Genomic DNA, 16,909 nt, shown 5'->3' with positions numbered 1-16,909 from the left:
CCCTCTGTTTCGTTCTTTTGCGCGGGACGCATTGCAGCGTTGCCTCGCGCGCTTTTGGTCGTCGCTTGCTATGTGTATATTTAGCAGATAGCGCTCGGAAGCCTAATTTGCCTTAACCGAAGTTTTGCGGAACCCCCGGGAGACGCCAATGAGCACGCAGGGCCTGCCGCTAGAGGGCGTACGGGTCGTCGAGATGACCCACATGGTGATGGGGCCGACCTGCGGCATGATCCTGGCCCAGCTCGGCGCCGAGGTCATCAAGGTCGAGCCGCCGGCCGGCGACAAGACCCGCAGCCTCGGCGGTATGGGCACCTCGTTCTTCCCCTTATTCAATCGCGGCAAGCGCAGTGTCGTGCTCGATCTTGCAAAGCCCGAGGATCGCCAGACAATGGATCGGCTATTGGCCAGTGCCGACGTGTTCCTGGAAAATTTCCGCGACGGCCAGCTGGAAAAGCAGGGGCTCGGCCCTGAAGAGTTGCGCCGCAGGCATCCGCATCTGATCGTCGCCGGCCACAAAGGCTTTCTGTCCGGCCCCTACGAGCATCGCCCGGCGCTCGACGAGGTCGTGCAGATGATGTCGGGGCTCGCCGCGATGACCGGGACGGTCGCGAAACCGCAGCGGGTCGGGTCATCAGCCAACGACATCATGGGCGGCATGTTCGGGGTGATCGCGATCCTCGCCGCGCTCTATCAGAGGCGCGGAGGCGCTGAGGGAGCCGACATCCGCATCGGCCTGTTCGAGAACTGCCTGTTTCTGGTGGCGCAGCACATGGTCGAATACGAGATGACCGGCAACAAGCCGCGCTCGATGCCCGAGCGCGAGCACGCCTGGCCGATCTACGACATCTTCGAGACCAAAGGCGGCGAGCGCATTTTCATCGGCGTCGTCACCGAAGGCCACTGGCAAAGTTTTTGCCGCGAATTCGGCATGACGGAATTCTTGGAAGATGAGGCGCTGCGCACCACCACCGATCGTATCCTGGCGCGCGGGCGGATCATTCCGCGCGCCGCCGAGGTGATAAAAAAATGGAACGCGGCCGATCTCTCGGCGACGCTCGACCGGTTGAACATCTGCTTCTCGCCGATCAACCGCCCCGAAGATCTGTTTGACGATCCGCATGTGCTGCGCGAAGGCGGCCTCGTCAACAACTTCAACGTCGATGGCGCGCCGTTCCGTGTGCCTGCGCTTCCAATCGAATGGAACGGCGCCAGCATCGGCGAAGGGCTGAAGACGCCTGCGCTCGGCGCTGACACCGAAGCCGTTCGATCCGAGCTTGAGGCTGAAGAATTTTCACCAACCGGCAAAACCGCTGCGAGGCTGGCATGACCCGAGTTCAGGACGTTTATCCCAGTGAGCGCGTCAGCTTGCGTGAGGTCGGCCTACGCGACGGCCTGCAACTGGTGAAGACCTTTCCATCGACGGCCGCAAAACAGCACTGGCTGCGCGACGAATACGGCGCCGGCGTGCGGCATTTTGAAGTTGGCTCGTTCCTGCCGGCAAAAACATTTCCGCAATTCGCCGATGTGCGCGACATCGTCAAGACCGTGGCAACGCTTCCGGGCGCGCACGGCGTTGCGCTGGCGCTGAACGAGCGCGGCGTCAATGAGGCGCTGGCCTCAGGCGTTGCCGAAATTGCTTCCGTGGTCTCCGCCACCGAAGAGCACAGCCAGGCCAATGCGAACCGGTCGCGCGAGCAGGCCATCGCCAATGTCAAACGGCTTTGCGAGTTGCGCGACGCGAGTCCCCACAAGCCGATCGTCAATGCCGCGATCTCGATGGCGCTCGGCTGTTCGATCACAGGTCCCGTCGACCCGCGTGAGGTGATCAAGATTGCCGAAAAATGTCTCGAGGCCGGTGTCGATTTCGTCGCCGTCGCCGATACCGTCGGTTTCGCCGGCCCGAAGCAGGTGGGCGAACTCACCAAGGCGATCGTGAAAATGTCCGGCACGAAGCCGGTATGCGTTCACCTGCACGATACCAGGGGCATGGGGATCGCCAATGCGTCGGCGGCGCTCGATGCCGGCGCGCGCATCCTCGATGGCTCGCTCGGCGGCCTCGGCGGCTGCCCGTTCGCGCCGGGCGCCACCGGCAATGTCGTGTTCGAGGATCTTGTCTTTCTCTGCGAGAGCAAGGGATTCAATACCGCCATCGATATTGAAAAACTGGTCGCGGTGCGCTCGATCCTGCGATCGGAAATGCCGAACGAGACGCTCTATGGCGGCCTCGCCCGCGCCGGGCTGCCGGTCAGGAAAGCAAGCGTGGCCGCCTGATCTGCGGAACATATTCGACGAACATGAAACGCTCCGCGACGGTGACGCGCTCGACCAGCGTCGTCACCCCGGCAACCAGTGCTACTTCTTCAGCCGGAATCGGCGCTTCTTCGTCAATCGCTTCAGGAACAAGTGGCGGCGCGTTGATCGCTTCGGGAAACGGGCCGAATTCGCCCGCTACCTCCCGGAGCGGCTTCTGCTTGTCGGCCCAGTGCAGGGCGGTGTAGTCGAAGCCGTGCACGATGGTGGGTTTGACGATTTCGAAATAGGGCGAGATGTCGAAATCGCGCGGCATGTAGAGCGATGAATCGCGGATGTGCAGGATTTCGCGGCGGGCCTGCCTGGAGCCCGCGCGCGTGATCCTGGGCAGGATCGGATAGCGCACGGCGTCGAAGGCCTGCGCGATCAAGGCCGAGCAGATGATCTTGGTGGGATCGCCGGAGCCGAATGCGATCATTCGCCGCCGCCAGCGTTGCGGGATCGGCAGCGGAATCAAAAAGCGCATCAGGTCGAGGATGTTCTTGGTGTCGTAGCCGAAGCCGATCCGGTTGATGGCGTAGCGGCACACGGTGTAGCGGTCTTCGAACGACAGCCCGACCGGGCGGCACAGCCGTGTGTGATAGGGAAAATATTTCGACAGCGGCGCCGAGGTCACGCCCTCGCCGATATTGGCCTCGATCAGGACATGGGGTTCGCCGTTGGGCTCTTCGGCGCCGTCGATCGGGCCGACATAAAGGGCGGCATGCGACCAGGTCGACTGCGTAAGATATTTGATGATGCCGGAAACCCGGTTGTTGCCTTCGACCAGCAGCACGTCGCCCTGCTCGATGATGCCGCGCAGATGCTCGGGGTCGCTCGGTGTGAACGGCTCATAGCCCGGCACCTCCTTCTCGAGGTACCTCGCGATCAGCTTGCCGACGGTATCGAGCACGGAGCCCATGACAATCCTTCCCCCAAGCGGCCTTTTACGGCAGCTTTTTATGTTTCCTTATCATGGTCGAAAGCCGTTGCAATTTAGTTCATGGCTTGGATGGATCAATCATGTTTGATTCACCATGATGGTTGCCGCAGGCTGTGGGATGCGGCAAGTTCGCTAGATGTTCTGTGCTTTTTCAAACTTCCGGAAACCATGACATGACAATGACCCGCCGCGATTTCCTGTCGGCTTCCGCGGCCGTTGCGGCGGCGCCGGCGCTTGGATCGCGCGCGTTCGCCGCGCCGTTGCCGCGCGAGGCTGACATTGTCGTGATCGGCGCGGGTGCTGCCGGAATTGCTGCGGCGCGGCGGATCATCGCGGCGAATCGCAAGGTAATCGTCGTGGAGGCGACGGACCGGATCGGAGGCCGCTGCCTCACCGACAGCGCGACATTCGAGGTGCCGTTCGATCGCGGCGCGCGCTGGCTGCATAATCCCGACAATCCCATGATCAAGCTCGGGCGCAGTGCGGGGCTCGACATCGCGGCAGCGCCACTGGGTCAGAAAATTCGCATCGGCCGCCGCAATGCGCGCGCCGGCGAAACCGAGGAATTTTTGGCGGCTCTGGTGCGTGCCAACCGCGCCCTCGACGAGGCCTCGCGCGGCAAGGCCGATGTTGCCTGCGCTGCTGTGCTGCCGAAGGATCTCGGCGACTGGGCGGGTACTGCGGAATTCGTGCTCGGCGCCAGCGCCACAGGCAAGGATCTGAAGGATATCTCCGTGATCGACAAGGCCCGCGCCGGGGATCGCAGCGCCGCGATCGCCTGCCGCCAGGGCCTCGGCACGCTGATCACAAAACTCGCCGACCAGATTCCACTTTCGCTGTCGACGCCGGCAAGCCGCGTCAGTTGGAGCGGCCGCGATGTGATGGTGGAGACGCAAGCCGGCAAGATCGCCGCGCGCGCCGCCGTCATCACGGTATCGAGCAACGTACTGACATCAGGCAATATCAAATTCACGCCCGATATCCCCAAGCGCCAGCTCGACGCCGCGGCCAAACTGAGCCTCGGCAGCTACGATCACATTGTGCTGCAACTGCCGGGCAATCCGCTGGGACTTGGGCGCGACGAGATCATGATCGAGCAGAGCAATTCGACGCGCACGGCGCTCCTGCTTGCCAATATCGGCGGCTCATCCTTGTGTTCGATCGATGTCGCGGGTTCGTTCGGCCGCGATCTTTCAGGCCAGGGCGAAAAGGCGATGGTGGCATTTGCCACGGAATGGCTGACAAAACTGTTTGGCAGCGAAACGGCTGCCGCGGTCAAGAAAACGAGCGCGACGCGCTGGAACGCCGCGCCGTTCGCGCTTGGCGCGATGTCGTCGGCCGCGCCGGGCGCGCAGCCGTCACGAAAGATCCTCGCCGAGCCGATCGGCTGCATGTTCCTCGCCGGCGAAGCCACCCACGAAACCCTGTGGGGAACGGTCGACGGCGCCTGGGAAAGCGGCGAACGCGCCGCGGAAGCGGCGCTGCGAAGGATCGGCGCGCTGAAGGATACCGAACCCGTCGCGGCGCCGCCCCCGGTGGCAAAACACCGCCGCCGCGCCCGTTCGGGAGCGCCGATAAATTGAGCTCTCCCTCGCCGAGCATCCGCGCTCCCGGGAGCGCCGATCAATTGAGAGAGGCGCGGCCGGAGGCGCAGACTAGAGCGTGATGATTTTTCTTCGAATCGTCATCCCGCTCTATCTTTTTGTTCGAGCATGATCTTTTCGGAAAACCGGTACCCACTTTTCCGGATCATGCGCTAGCGCAGCACGCCATCGAGCACCGGCAGGCCGATGATGACAGCCGCTGCGATCAGGGCGTAGCAGATCGCACGGAACAGCGTCTCGCTGGCGCGGCCGAATAGTTGCGCGCCGAACCAGACGCCGATGCCATAGACCGGGCCGACCAGACATGAAAATCGGATGGCGTCCGCAGTGATCAATCCGGTGAGCGCGTAGCTCACGGCGGAGAAGAAGTCGGAAGCGCCGAAAAACAACAGGATGTTGGCGCGCGCGATCACTGACGAAATCGGCCGGCCGAGCCAATAGGCCACGATCGGCGGTCCGCCGGTTTGCGCCAGCCCACTGCAGAAGCCGGACAAGCTGCCGATGCCGATCGAAAGCGCAGCATGGTCTTTTCCCCGATAACGCCAGCCCGACAACAGCAGCAGCAAGAGCGCAAACACGAAGCCGGAGATGATCCAGCGCGTCGTCACCGGCTCGAGGCGGCTGAGGAAGTACGTACCGATCGGCACGCCGATCAGGGCGCCGAGCACCATCACCGCGGTTGCCCTGCGATCCGCCTGTTTCCACGCATTGGGAACCAGCGGCGCGGCGGCGACGAAATCGATGATGAGCAATAAGGCCGCGACCAGGCGCGGCGCCGCCAGGCTGCTTGCCAAGGGCATGAAGATCAGCGCCGAGCCGAAACCGGAAAATCCGCGCGCCGTCCCCGAGACAAAAGCAATCGCGCAGATCGCGATGGCGGCGTTGAGGCTGACATCGGCCGGGATGATGCCAGAAGGGTTCATCCGCGAAGCACGCCGCCGGTCTTCTTTGTCACCTCGGCTACGATCTTGGCGGCGACCGCCTCGATCTCCTGATCGGTCAGGGTCTTTTCACGCGGCTGGATCGTCACCGCAATCGCGATGGATTTCTTGCCGTCCTCGATGCCCTTGCCTTCATAGACGTCGAACACGCTGACATCGGTGATCAGCTTCTTGTCCGCGCCTTGCGCCGCGCGGACAATGTCGCCGGCCTTGACGCTGCGATCGACGATGAAGGCGAAATCGCGCGACACCGGCTGGAACGGCGACAGCTCGAGCACAGGCTTGGCGCGGGTCGGCCGCCGTTTGGCTTCCGGAATCCGGTCGAGGATCACCTCGAACGCCATCAGCGGGCCATCAGCGCGCAGCGCTTCCAGCGCGCGGGGATGCAATTCGCCGAAATAGCCCAGCACGTTCTGCGGACCGATCTGGATGGTGCCGGATCGTCCGGGGTGCAGCCAGTCCGGGCCGCCGGGTATGGCCTGCAGCGCCTGCATCGGCGCGCCGGCGGCTGACAGCACCGCGAACGCATCGGCCTTGGCGTCGAGCGCGTCGGCCATGGCCGAGCCGGACCAGTGCCGCCCTACCCCCTTTGAGGACGCAAAGCCGTGGCGAACGCCGGATGCCGCGATTAGCTCATCGTCCGGTCGGTCGCCTCTAAAGATCTGTCCGACCTCGAACAGCGCCACATCCGCAAAACCGCGATCGGAATTCGCCTGGGCCGCCGTGACCAGACCGGGCAACAGGCTCGGCCGCATGTCGGACATGTCAGACGCAATGGGATTGGCGAGCGCGAGCTCACTCTGGCCGCCGCCGAACAATTCGGCGGCCGGCTTTGAGATGAACGACCACGTCACCGCCTCGACCATGCCGCGCGCGCCAAGCGCGCGCTTGGCGCGGCGGGTGCGCAGCTGGATCGGGCTCAGCACCGGCTTGCGCGGCGCGTCGCCGCGCTCGAACGGCGTCATCGGCACCTTGTCGACGCCGACAATACGCACGATCTCCTCAACGATATCGGCCTTGCCGTGCACATCGGTGCGCCAGGACGGCACCGCGATCTTCAACGCCGGGCCGTTGCCGGCAACCATGAAGCCGAGACGGGTGAGGATCATTTTCACCTCGGGCAGCGGCACGTCGATGCCGGCGAGGCGCTTCACTTCTTGAAGCGGAAAATCGATCACGCGGTCGTCGCCGAAGGTTTTGCCGACCACGACATTTTCCGATGGCGTGCCGCCGCACATCTCCATCACCAGTCTTGTCGCCATCTCGAGGCCGGGCACCATGAAGGCCGGATCGACGCCGCGCTCGAAACGATAGCGCGCGTCCGAATTGATGCCGAGCTTGCGGCCGGTCTGGGCGATGTTGATCTCGTTCCACAGCGCCGATTCGATCAGCACGTCGGTGGTCTCTTCCGAGCAGCCGGAAGCTTCGCCGCCCATGACGCCGGCGAGCGATTCGACGCCGTGATCGTCGGCGATGACGCACATCGTGCTGTCGAGCGTGTAGGTGCGGCCGTCGAGCGCCAGCAGCGTCTCGCCGTCGCGGGCGTGGCGCACGGTGAGATTGCCCTTCACTTTCGCCGCGTCGAACACATGCAGCGGCCGGGCGCGGTCGTAGGTCATGAAATTGGTGATATCGACCAGCACATTGATCGGCCGCAAGCCGATCGAGGTGAGGCGCTTCTGCAGCCATTCCGGCGACGGCCCGTTCTTGACGCCGCGCACCAGACGAAGCGCAAAACCCGGACATAATTTCGGGTCCTCGATCGTGACCTGCACCGGGCAGGGGAATTCGCCTTTGATCGGGCGGATCGCCGGGTCCTTGAACTTGCCCATATCGGCGGCCGCAAGATCGCGGGCGATGCCGTGCACGCCGGTGCAATCCTGCCGGTTCGGCGTCAGGTTGATCTCCAGCACGGGATCGCCGAGCCCGGCCCATTCGGCGTAAGGCGCACCGATCGGAGCGCCGGCCGGCAGCTCCATGATGCCGTCGTGATCCTCGGAGATCTGCAGTTCGGCCGCCGAGCACAGCATGCCGCGGCTCTCGACGCCGCGAATGGTGCCGACGCCGAGCGTGATGTTCTTGCCGGGAATGAAAGTTCCGGGCGGCGAGAACACGCTGACAAGCCCGGCGCGCGCATTCGGCGCGCCGCAGACCACCTGCACCGGTGCGGCACCGTTGCCGGGATCGACCATGCAGACCCGCAAACGATCCGCATTCGGATGCTGCTCGGCCGAAATGACGCGCGCAACGATGAATGGTGCCAGCGCCGTCGCCTTGTCCTCGATGCTCTCGACCTCGAGCCCGATCATCGTGAGCTTGTCGGCGAGTTTTTCCAGCGGCTCGTCGGTGTCGAGATGCTCCTTGAGCCAGGAGAGGGTGAATTTCATGAGGATCGTTTCCCGGCAGGCTTCTCTTGTCCCCTCTCCCGCTTGCGGGGGAGGGTCAGGGTGGGGGCTCTCTCCGCGACGGCGGCGGCGATTGTTTCGAGAACGCCAGCCCGATTGCTCATGACGTCGTGATTGCCGTAGCGCAGAACCATGAAGCCTCGGGTCTCGATGGTAGCTGAGCGTGCAGCGTCAGCCTGCTCGGCCTGATCAGAAAAATGTTGTCCGCCATCGAGCTCAATCACGAGCTTTGCAGCATGGCACACGAAGTCGGCGATATAGTTTGCGATCGGGACTTGTCGCCGGAAGCTGGCGCCGATCAAGCGGTGATCGCCAAGCTCGGACCAAAGTATTCGTTCGGCGTCGGTGGAATTTTTTCTGAGAGCCCGCGCGTTGGACCGCAATTTGGAAGAGACCTTCCAGTTCGGCTTCTTTTCGTCCTTCGAGACCTCCGATGCGGCGACACCCCCACCCCAACCCTCCCCCGCAAGCGGGAGAGGGGGCTCACTTCGCCGAATGGATGCACTGTTGTTCGCCCCAAGATTAGTGCGTTCCCTCTCCCGCTTGCGGGGGAGGGCTAGGGTGGGGGCTCTCTCAGCGACGGCAGTCTTCATGAGAGCCACGAACTCAACCGCGACCAAATTCACGAGCTCAATCCTCCCGCGAGGGTTGGGACCTCGAGCGGCTTGAAGCCGTAGTGATTGAGCCAGCGCACGTCGCTTTCGAACAATTGCCGCAGATCGGACATGCCGTATTTCAGCATCGCGATGCGGTCGATGCCCATGCCCCAGGCAAAACCCTGGTAGACGTCGGGATCGATGCCGCAGGCGCGCAGCACGTTCGCATGTACCATGCCGCAGCCCAGAATCTCCAGCCAGTCTTCGCCTTCGCCGAAACGAATCTCGCCTTTGTCGCGCCGGCACTGGATATCGACTTCCAGCGACGGCTCGGTGAAGGGAAAGAACGACGGGCGGAAGCGCATGTTGATGTGATCGACCTCGAAGAAGGCCTTGCAGAACTCGTGCAGGATCCATTTGAGGTGGCCGAGATGCGAGCCCTTGTCGATCACGAGGCCCTCGACCTGGTGAAACTGCGGCGTGTGGGTGGCGTCCGAATCGATGCGATAGGTGCGGCCCGGGCAGATGATGCGGATCGGCGGCTTTTGGGTCAGCATGGTGCGCACCTGCACCGGCGAGGTATGGGTGCGCAACAGCATCCGCGAGCCGTCGGGCTTCGGATTGAAGAAAAACGTGTCGTGCATCTCCCGCGCCGGATGGCCCTCCGGGAAATTCAGTTTTGTAAAATTGTAATCGTCGGTTTCGATGTCGGGGCCTTCGGCGACGGCAAATCCCATGTCGGCAAAGATGGTGTTGACCTCCTCGAAGACCTGGCTGAGCGGATGAGTCCGGCCCGCTTCGGCGGGCGCCTCGCGCACCGGCAGCGTGACATCGATGGTCTCGGTCGAAAGCCGCGCATCCAATGCGGCGGATTTCAATATTTCGCGCCGCGCGGCCAGCGCCTCGGTCACGGCATCCTTGGCCAGGTTGATTTTGGCGCCTTCGGTCTTGCGTTCGTCCGGCGACATCTTGCCGAGCGTTGCCAATAGTGCCGAGATCGAGCCCTTCTTGCCGAGCGACGCGACCCGCACGGCCTCCAGCGCCGCCTCATCATTGGCGGCGGCGATCTGGCCGAGAATGGTTTCTTCAAGCGTTGCGAGGTCGGTCATGGATCAATCTCTACTTCCAAAAGGCCGCTGGTTGTGGCCGCGCCGGGGCCGAAAGGTCAAGCAAAAAGCCGCGAATTCGGGATCGATGGTTCCGCGCTTTTTGAACCCCTCTCGACCGTCTCCGCACCAAGCTTTGTTCGAGTAGGGAACATGCGATGCGCTCTAAGCTTTGCCTGGCCGGCCTGGCTGTCGCCTTGTCACTGGCCGCCCATCGGTGCAAGCGGGAGACTGCCCGGCCAAATCGACCCGTTTCGAGGACATCGCTGCCGCGCTGAACAAGGCCCCGAGCTGCCTAAAAGCAAACCAGATATTCGAGGCCTGCCGGTACGAAGACAGCAGCGGCCTGAACAGCGACCTGGCGCTGTGTCAGGGCGCCAGCGGCCCCGTATTGGATGCCTGCGAATATGCCTCCCGCCGCGCCGATGAGTTAAGCGCCATCATCAAGAAGAAGTGCGACGCCGAGGCCGCCAAATCGCCACTACCGGAAGCGTGCCCGGCCAAGTCGACGCAGTTCGACGACATCGTCGTGGCGCTGAAGGAGGCTCCGAGCTGCGACCGCGCGATGAAGATATTCGAGGCCTGCGAATTCGGCGCCAGCGGCGACATTGGCCTGGGCGCCGTCGTCGAGAAGAAATGCGAAGGCGACTTTTTTGCTCGACTGAAGGATCTCCAGAGACGCCTCTATCAACGCGAAATGCGGGTCTGCGACCGAAAATACCGGAACGAGTCCGGCACCATGTATCTGTCGTTCACCGCCTTTTGCCGGGCCGATGTCGCCCAGCGTTACTCGCGCAGGGCGCTGAAAGCGGCTCAACCTTCGCGGCCCCGCTAACGCCCTGGTTTCAGGCCGCCAGCGCGGCCTTGGCCTTTTCGGCGATCGCCTGGAACGCCGCCGGCTCGTTGATGGCGAGGTCCGAGAGCACCTTGCGGTCGACCGTGATGCCCGATTTGGACAGGCCGTTGATAAACACGCTGTAGGTCATGCCGAACGGACGCACCGCGGCGTTGAGGCGCTGAATCCACAGCGCGCGGAACGTGCGCTTCTTGCGCTTGCGGTCGCGAAAGGCGTATTGCCCGGCCTTCTCGACGGCGGCCTTGGCGGCGCGGATGGTGTTCTTGCGGCGGCCGTAAAAGCCTTTGGCGGCCTTGTAGACTTTCTTGTGCTTGGCGTGAGAGGTCACACCGCGTTTGACGCGAGACATGACTTGTATCCTTGATTTCTAAAATGGGTGACGGATCGCCGCGCGGACGCGGCTCGGCAAATCAAAACAGTGATCGCTGTTGCGATCAGGCGTTCGGCAAGAAATACTTCTTGATGTTGTCGCCGTCGGTCTTGAACAGCACGCGGGTGCCGCGAAGCTGACGAATCTGCTTCTTGGTCCGCTTGATCATGCCGTGGCGCTTGCCCGCATGCGCGGCCATCACTTTGCCGGTGGCAGTCACCTTGAAGCGCTTTTTAGCGCCTGACTTGGTCTTCAGCTTGGGCATTTGGCTCTCCTGTTGCCGCAGGAAAAACGCGCCCAAAGGGGCGCTTTCGCGGCTAAAATGCTCGTTAGAGCGTTGAAAATGCTCGGCTATTTCCTAAGCGAAACAGCCCGCAAAAACATCGCCACGGCAGCCCTTGATCAGCCGGGCGATGAAGTCCGCGCTTATGGCAGAGAGAGCGGCGATTGGCAACGGTGAACCGCGGAGCAATGTCCCTCGACCTATGCCTGGCGCCGGCTTGCGGCGCAGCCAAAGAGGCCAAGGAAAATGACGATATCAATCCAATCGATTGCCGTTTTTGCCAATTTCAAGCCGATTCACGCCGTGCGGTGGATCTTTGTCGCGGCCGCGCTGGCCGCCATTGCCGCTCCCAAAACCGTCGACGCCGCGCCGGCGGCCCGGATGGTTCGCGGAGGGGCCTATGACGGCACCTGGAACGTGGTGTTTGCCACCCAGGCGGGCAATTGCAGCTCAACCAACAGCGTTCCGTTCACCGTGACGGGCACGCGCGTTTCGTCGGCCGGCGGCGGCAAGGTGACCGGCGGCATCGGCCGGAGCGGCGCCGTTTCCGTCCAAATATCGGTCGGCGCATCCAAGGCGAGCGGCAGCGGCCGGCTGGCCGGCAATGCGGGCGTCGGCCGCTGGAGCGGGATCATTTCCGGCGACCGTTGCAGCGGCACCTGGCAGGCGACGCGCAGCTAAACAAAATCTCGTGTCCCGGACGCGGTGCAGCTGCGCTTCGTCCGGGGAACAGCATTGAGGGCGAAAGAAATCGGCCCGCTGGTCGTCCGGCGGGCCGTGTTCCAAATCAACAAATGCAATCGCCGTTTGCGAATCAGCGTGGCGCCAGAACCATCACGACTTGACGACCCTCGAAACGCGCGTCCTGCTCGACCTTGGCGATCTCGGCGACGTCGCTCTTGACCTTGTCTAGGAGCTTGGTGCCGATTTCCTGATGCGCCATTTCGCGGCCGCGATAGCGCAAGGTGACCTTGACCTTGTCGCCTTCCTCGAAAAACCGCTGCATCGCTCTCATTTTCACGTCGTAATCGTGGTCGTCGATCATCGGCCGCAGCTTGATTTCCTTGATCTCGACGACCTTCTGCTTCTTGCGGGCCTCGGCGGCCTTCTTCTGGGCCGAATATTTGAACTTCCCGTAGTCCATGATCTTGCAGACGGGAGGATTGGTATTCGGCGAAATCTCGACAAGGTCCATCCCGGCTTCGAGCGCCATCTTTACGGCAGCCACCGTCTCCACGGTGCCGTGGTTGGTGCCGTTCTGATCGATCAGCTGGACCTGTGCGTTGCGGATTTCATCATTGGTGCGCGGCCCGTCTTTGGTGGCAGCGGGCGGGGCTCTGTTGGGACGGCGAATGGGTAACTCTCCAAGGTTGTGAACGAAGCCGATAGTTTGAAGGAATAAGGCGATAGGGGCAAGCAAACTCGCAAGTCCGCGTGCCAAAACCATTAAATGCGAGGCATTTTGGTCACGCCAAACAACGCTGACAGGGACCGAATGTTCAGACCAGCCCACATAGAGGGCAAGGCTGCGTTCCGCAAGCGTCGCGGCAGCCTTAAAGACGGTATTGGCGTCCGTTGACGGATCGTGTGTGCTCACTCAAACAGCAGCGAAACCAAAGTGACACTCTCATGACCGAAACCGCCACCCCCTCGCAGCCGCCGGCCTTCATCGAGGTCGGCAAGGATGCCGCGGCACGCCGCATTGCCGTGCGCGCCCGCGAAGGCGCCACGCCCGGGCTGTTCTGGTTGAGCGGATTCAATTCGGACATGCAGGGCACCAAGGCCCTGGCGCTGGACGCCTGGGCTGCCGAGCAGGGCCGCGCCTGCGTGCGGTTCGATTATTCCGGCCATGGCGAATCCGGCGGCGCCTTCGTCGACGGCACTATCGGGCGCTGGCTGGAAGAGAGTATCGCTGTATTCGATCAGTTTTGCGCCGGCCCGCAGGTGGTGATCGGCTCGTCGATGGGCGGCTGGATGGCGCTATTGCTCGCGCGCGAGATGGCAAAACGCGCGGCGAGCCGTACGACGGTAGCCGGCCTGGTGCTGATCGCGCCGGCGCCGGATTTCACCGAAGTGCTGATGTGGAACGGCTTTTCACCCGAAGTCAAAAACGAGATCGAGACCGAGGGTGTGTGGCTGCGGCCCTCGCAATATGGCGAGCCCTATCCGATCACGCGCGCGCTGATCGAAGAGGGCCGCAATCATCTGTTGCTCGGCAGCGCCATCGACGTCGGTTGCCCGGTTCGCATCCTCCAGGGCGCGCAGGATCCGGACGTGCCCTGGCAACATGCGTTTGCGCTGGCGCATCGGCTGCCCAAGGACGACGTCGTGCTGACCATGATCCAGGACGGCGATCACCGGCTGTCGCGGCCGCAGGACATCGCGCGAATGTTGGCGGCGGTTAAGGAGATCGGGTGAGATTCTGACCGTCGTCATTGTTCGAGACGCTTTCCACAACGAGACCGTCATCGTCCGCGAAAGCGGACGATCCAGTACGCCGTGACATCTCAATTCATCACGGAGTTCTCTGGAATACTGGATGCCCCGCCTTCGCGGGGCATGACGCTCTACGGACGCGGCGCCACCGATGTCATCGGCTTGCGCTGCGCCAGGGCTGCGACCGTGGCCGACCCGATCGGGCCCTGCTGGTCGTACAGAAAGCACTCGCCGATCGCGACGCCGTCGGCGGACTGGTGGTTCACCACTTCGAATCCGATCCATTCCTTTACCGGCAGGCGATGCAGATAGAGCGTGACGTCGCTATTGATATAGCCGAGGCCCTGATCGCCGGCGTTGGCAAAGGGGCTCGCGAAATCCGCCGCCAACGCGGCCCGCACGAACGGCGTCAGCGGCGCGCCCTCGACCAGGTCGCGGACTTCGCTCATCCACAGTTGCCGCGGGCCGAGCGTGCCCATCGCGCCCACGATCGGCCGGGTGGTCCATTTGCCGTGCATGTCGAGCCGCGGATTGTCCGGCACCGCGATGTCGGCCGGCGCAGGCACCGCCCAGTTCGGCAGCGACCAGATCCGGCCCGGCGCGTTCTCGGCTTTCCGCAGCAGTTGGCAGGAGGCGCGCGCCATGGCGACGCCGCCGCTGAGGAAATCGGCTTCGACCAATTTGAGCCGCAGGCCGTCGCGGACGAGTTTTGTCTTGACCTCGACCGGCGACAAATTAGGCAGCCGGAACATGTCCACCGTGAGGCGTGCCGGCACGAAATCGTCGCCGCCGTGACGCTGTTCGATCACGAAAGCCAATAGCCCGATGATGACCCGGCCATGCAGCGAATTCGGGTCCCACGGTCCGTTCGCGACCTTGGTCGGAATGAAGGCGTCGCCGTCTGTTGTGAAGAAAGGCAGGTTTGTCATGGGTAAGGGACCATGACGGAATTTGTGCCTATAAATCAAGGGCCGAGCGAAGCGGTAACCCTCATGGTGAGGAGGCGCTCTTGCGCCGTCTCGAACCATGAGGCCCCCGCCGGTGGCCTCAATCCTTCGAGACGCGCGCGAGAGCGCGCTACTCAGGATGAGGGGCAGGCGGCGGTGCTTGCCAGCCGCCACTCTTCAATCACGCCGCCATTAACTTCCGTGACCACCGCCTTCGCCGCGAGTTCGCAAAACGCTTCTCGCCCCATCAATTGCGACAGCGCCCACACCGCAGCGCCCCGCACCAGCGGGCTCTCGTCATCCAGCAACCTCTCGGCTACGGCGGCCAACGCGCCATCGTTCGAATTGCCAATCGCGATCAGCACGTTGCGCACGAAGCGGTCGCGGCCGATGCGTTTGACCGGCGATTTCGTGAATCGCGCGCGAAATGCCGCGTCGTCGAGCGCGGCGAGGTCGGCTAGTCCAGGCCCGCGCAATTCGTCGCGTGCGGCGAGTTTTGTCTCGCGGCCGGCCTGCGCGAATTTATTCCATGGACACACCGCGAGACAATCGTCGCAGCCATAGATGCGGTTGCCGATTGCTTTGCGAAATTCGTGCGGGATCGGGCCCTTGTTCTCGATGGTGAGATAGGAGATGCAGCGCCGGGCATCGAGCCTGTAGGGCGCGGGAAACGCCGCCGTCGGGCAGACATCGAGGCAGGCCCGGCATGAGCCGCAATGGTCGCTGTCGGCCTGGTCGCGCGGCAGGTCGAGTGTGGTGAAAATCGCTCCCAGAAACAGCCAGGAGCCGAATTCGCGCGAAACAAGATTAGTGTGCTTGCCCTGCCAGCCCAATCCTGCCGCCTGCGCCAACGGCTTTTCCATCACCGCAGCGGTATCGACGAACACCTTGACCTCGCCGCCTGCGGTCGCGACCAGCCACCGCGCCAGCGCTTTCAGGCGCTTCTTGATCAGATCGTGATAATCGTCGCCTTGCGCATAGACCGAGATCGCGCCGCGCGTGCGCTGCGCGAGGATCGCCAGCGGATTTTCGTCGGGCCCGTAATTGACGCCGAGCATGATCACCGAGCGTACATCAGGCCACAGCACGCGCGGATCGGCGCGGCGCTCCGGATGCGCGGCGAGCCAGTCCATGTCGGCATGCGCGCCGGCGTCAAGAAAGTCGCGGAAATGTTTTGCGGCATTGGCAATCGCGTCGGAAGCGGTGACGCCTGTGCAATCGAATCCCAGCGCGCGCGCTTCGCGTGCGAGCGCGGCTTTCAGGTCGGCGCGGTCATTTGCGTTCAGAAGTCGAGATCCACGTAAGTGCGCGACGCCGGCACGCCCGCCAGCCATTCGCTCAACAGCGGGCGGAACGACGGGCGGGATTTGATCCGCGCGTACCACGCCTTTGCCGCGTCGTCCTCGATCCATGGCACGTCGCCCAGATAATCGATCGCCGAAAGATGCGCCGCGGCGGCGAGGTCCGCATAGGTCAGCCGGTCGCCGGCCAGGAAATTCCGCGTCTTCGCGAGCCAGCCGATATAGGCCAGATGATAGCGCACATTTGCCTTCGCCGCGCGGATCACATCTGCCGCCGGCGCTCCCCCGCCATTCTGCTCGCTCATGAAGCGCTTGTAGATGCGCTCGGTGACCAGGGGATTGGAGGCTTCCTCGAAAAATTTCTCGTTGAACCACGCCATCAACCGGCGCACCTCGATGCGCTCGGCCATCACTGAGGGCAACAGCCGCCGTTCGCCCAAATCGGCGCCATGGGTTTCGTCGAGATATTCGGCGATCAGCCCGGCGCCCGGAATCGGCGGTTGACCTTCGGCGGTCAACACCGGCGTGGTGCCGGCGGGGTTGAGCGCCAAAAACGCCTCGCGCCGTTCCCAGGCCCGCTCTTCCACCAGCCGCATCTCGAGCCCGTGCTCGCCGAGCGCAAGGCGGATGAAGCGCGAATGCGGACAGAACGAATGATGAAACAGCGTGAACATGAAGCCCTTGGTATCTCGCGGTGCTTAAGAAATTCCCACCGCCCGAGGCAGCAAAGAAAGGCAGCACAGATATGCCGCAACAATGCGGCAAACTACCTAAGCACACGAATGAGGCAACCTATGTTTTAATGTTTTTTGCGATTGCGGTAGAGAGGCGA

At 63.1% G+C, this 16,909-nt stretch carries 17 protein-coding genes; 6 read left to right on the top strand and 11 right to left on the bottom strand.

All coding sequences use genetic code 11. From position 1 onward, the window contains the following. The first annotated feature begins 148 nt into the window (after positions 1-148). A complete protein-coding gene (locus tag B5526_RS18680; protein WP_079540366.1) occupies positions 149-1,327 on the top strand; it encodes a CaiB/BaiF CoA transferase family protein in 1,179 nt (392 codons plus the stop codon). Continuing rightward, a complete protein-coding gene (locus B5526_RS18675; protein WP_079540364.1) occupies positions 1,324-2,271 on the top strand; it encodes a hydroxymethylglutaryl-CoA lyase in 948 nt (315 codons plus the stop codon). The genes B5526_RS18680 and B5526_RS18675 overlap by 4 nt, the downstream gene beginning before the upstream one ends. On the opposite strand, the gene B5526_RS18670 is transcribed toward B5526_RS18675, so the two are convergent. After that, complete coding sequence (locus tag B5526_RS18670; protein WP_079540362.1) at positions 2,246-3,211, bottom strand: YiiX/YebB-like N1pC/P60 family cysteine hydrolase; 966 nt, start codon at positions 3,209-3,211, stop codon at positions 2,246-2,248. The genes B5526_RS18675 and B5526_RS18670 overlap by 26 nt on opposite strands. 194 nt (positions 3,212-3,405) lie before the next feature. Here B5526_RS18670 and B5526_RS18665 point away from each other — a divergent pair, with 194 nt between their 5' ends. Next, the gene (locus B5526_RS18665; protein WP_079540360.1) at positions 3,406-4,815 is read left to right on the top strand and encodes a flavin monoamine oxidase family protein; all 1,410 of its coding nucleotides are present in this window, start codon (positions 3,406-3,408) and stop codon (positions 4,813-4,815) included. A 173-nt stretch (positions 4,816-4,988) separates the two neighbouring features. Here the strand turns inward: B5526_RS18665 and B5526_RS18660 are convergent, their stop codons facing one another. From B5526_RS18660 to pheS, 4 genes are all read right to left on the bottom strand, one after another. Then, positions 4,989-5,759, bottom strand: coding sequence for a sulfite exporter TauE/SafE family protein (locus B5526_RS18660; RefSeq protein ID WP_079540358.1), 771 nt, complete (start codon positions 5,757-5,759; stop codon positions 4,989-4,991). Continuing rightward, positions 5,756-8,164: a phenylalanine--tRNA ligase subunit beta gene (gene pheT / locus B5526_RS18655; protein ID WP_079540356.1), complete on the bottom strand. Its 2,409-nt coding sequence runs from the start codon at positions 8,162-8,164 to the stop codon at positions 5,756-5,758. The genes B5526_RS18660 and pheT overlap by 4 nt, the downstream gene beginning before the upstream one ends. After that, positions 8,161-8,565: an endonuclease domain-containing protein gene (locus B5526_RS18650; protein ID WP_154071726.1), complete on the bottom strand. Its 405-nt coding sequence runs from the start codon at positions 8,563-8,565 to the stop codon at positions 8,161-8,163. Before B5526_RS18650 ends, pheT begins: the two co-directional genes overlap by 4 nt. Before the next feature lie 239 nt (positions 8,566-8,804). Beyond that, positions 8,805-9,887: a phenylalanine--tRNA ligase subunit alpha gene (gene pheS / locus B5526_RS18645; protein WP_079540354.1), complete on the bottom strand. Its 1,083-nt coding sequence runs from the start codon at positions 9,885-9,887 to the stop codon at positions 8,805-8,807. A gap of 214 nt (positions 9,888-10,101) precedes the next feature. Here pheS and B5526_RS39600 point away from each other — a divergent pair, with 214 nt between their 5' ends. Next, on the top strand, positions 10,102-10,719 hold the full coding sequence (locus B5526_RS39600) for a hypothetical protein (protein WP_349642739.1): 618 nt from the start codon (positions 10,102-10,104) through the stop codon (positions 10,717-10,719). Between the two features lie 10 nt (positions 10,720-10,729). Here B5526_RS39600 and rplT read toward each other — a convergent pair whose 3' ends face one another. Next, on the bottom strand, positions 10,730-11,089 hold the full coding sequence (gene rplT, locus B5526_RS18635; protein ID WP_029585523.1) for a 50S ribosomal protein L20: 360 nt from the start codon (positions 11,087-11,089) through the stop codon (positions 10,730-10,732). An 85-nt stretch (positions 11,090-11,174) separates the two neighbouring features. Beyond that, positions 11,175-11,375: a 50S ribosomal protein L35 gene (rpmI, locus tag B5526_RS18630; RefSeq protein WP_027563611.1), complete on the bottom strand. Its 201-nt coding sequence runs from the start codon at positions 11,373-11,375 to the stop codon at positions 11,175-11,177. Between the two features lie 264 nt (positions 11,376-11,639). Here rpmI and B5526_RS18625 point away from each other — a divergent pair, with 264 nt between their 5' ends. Beyond that, on the top strand, positions 11,640-12,074 hold the full coding sequence (locus B5526_RS18625; RefSeq protein ID WP_079540352.1) for a hypothetical protein: 435 nt from the start codon (positions 11,640-11,642) through the stop codon (positions 12,072-12,074). 133 nt (positions 12,075-12,207) lie between these two features. On the opposite strand, the gene infC is transcribed toward B5526_RS18625, so the two are convergent. Then, positions 12,208-12,747, bottom strand: coding sequence for a translation initiation factor IF-3 (infC, locus tag B5526_RS18620; protein ID WP_154071724.1), 540 nt, complete (start codon positions 12,745-12,747; stop codon positions 12,208-12,210). Positions 12,748-13,022: 275 nt separating this feature from the next. Here infC and B5526_RS18615 point away from each other — a divergent pair, with 275 nt between their 5' ends. Next, a complete protein-coding gene (locus B5526_RS18615; RefSeq protein ID WP_079540350.1) occupies positions 13,023-13,811 on the top strand; it encodes an alpha/beta hydrolase in 789 nt (262 codons plus the stop codon). A 149-nt stretch (positions 13,812-13,960) separates the two neighbouring features. Here the strand turns inward: B5526_RS18615 and B5526_RS18610 are convergent, their stop codons facing one another. From B5526_RS18610 to B5526_RS18600, 3 genes are all read right to left on the bottom strand, one after another. After that, entirely contained in the window at positions 13,961-14,758 is a 798-nt protein-coding gene (locus B5526_RS18610; RefSeq protein WP_079540348.1) for an acyl-CoA thioesterase domain-containing protein, read from the bottom strand. A gap of 152 nt (positions 14,759-14,910) precedes the next feature. Continuing rightward, a complete protein-coding gene (gene queG, locus B5526_RS18605) occupies positions 14,911-16,110 on the bottom strand; it encodes a tRNA epoxyqueuosine(34) reductase QueG (RefSeq protein ID WP_079540346.1) in 1,200 nt (399 codons plus the stop codon). Further along, complete coding sequence (locus B5526_RS18600; protein ID WP_079540344.1) at positions 16,059-16,751, bottom strand: glutathione S-transferase family protein; 693 nt, start codon at positions 16,749-16,751, stop codon at positions 16,059-16,061. Before B5526_RS18600 ends, queG begins: the two co-directional genes overlap by 52 nt. Positions 16,752-16,909: the final 158 nt, after the last annotated feature.

This window comes from Bradyrhizobium lablabi (assembly GCF_900141755.1).
Taxonomy (GTDB): Bacteria; Pseudomonadota; Alphaproteobacteria; order Rhizobiales; family Xanthobacteraceae; genus Bradyrhizobium; species Bradyrhizobium lablabi_A.
The sequence above is the reverse complement of the archived record's forward strand: the minus strand, read 5'-3'. Positions and strand labels throughout refer to the sequence as shown.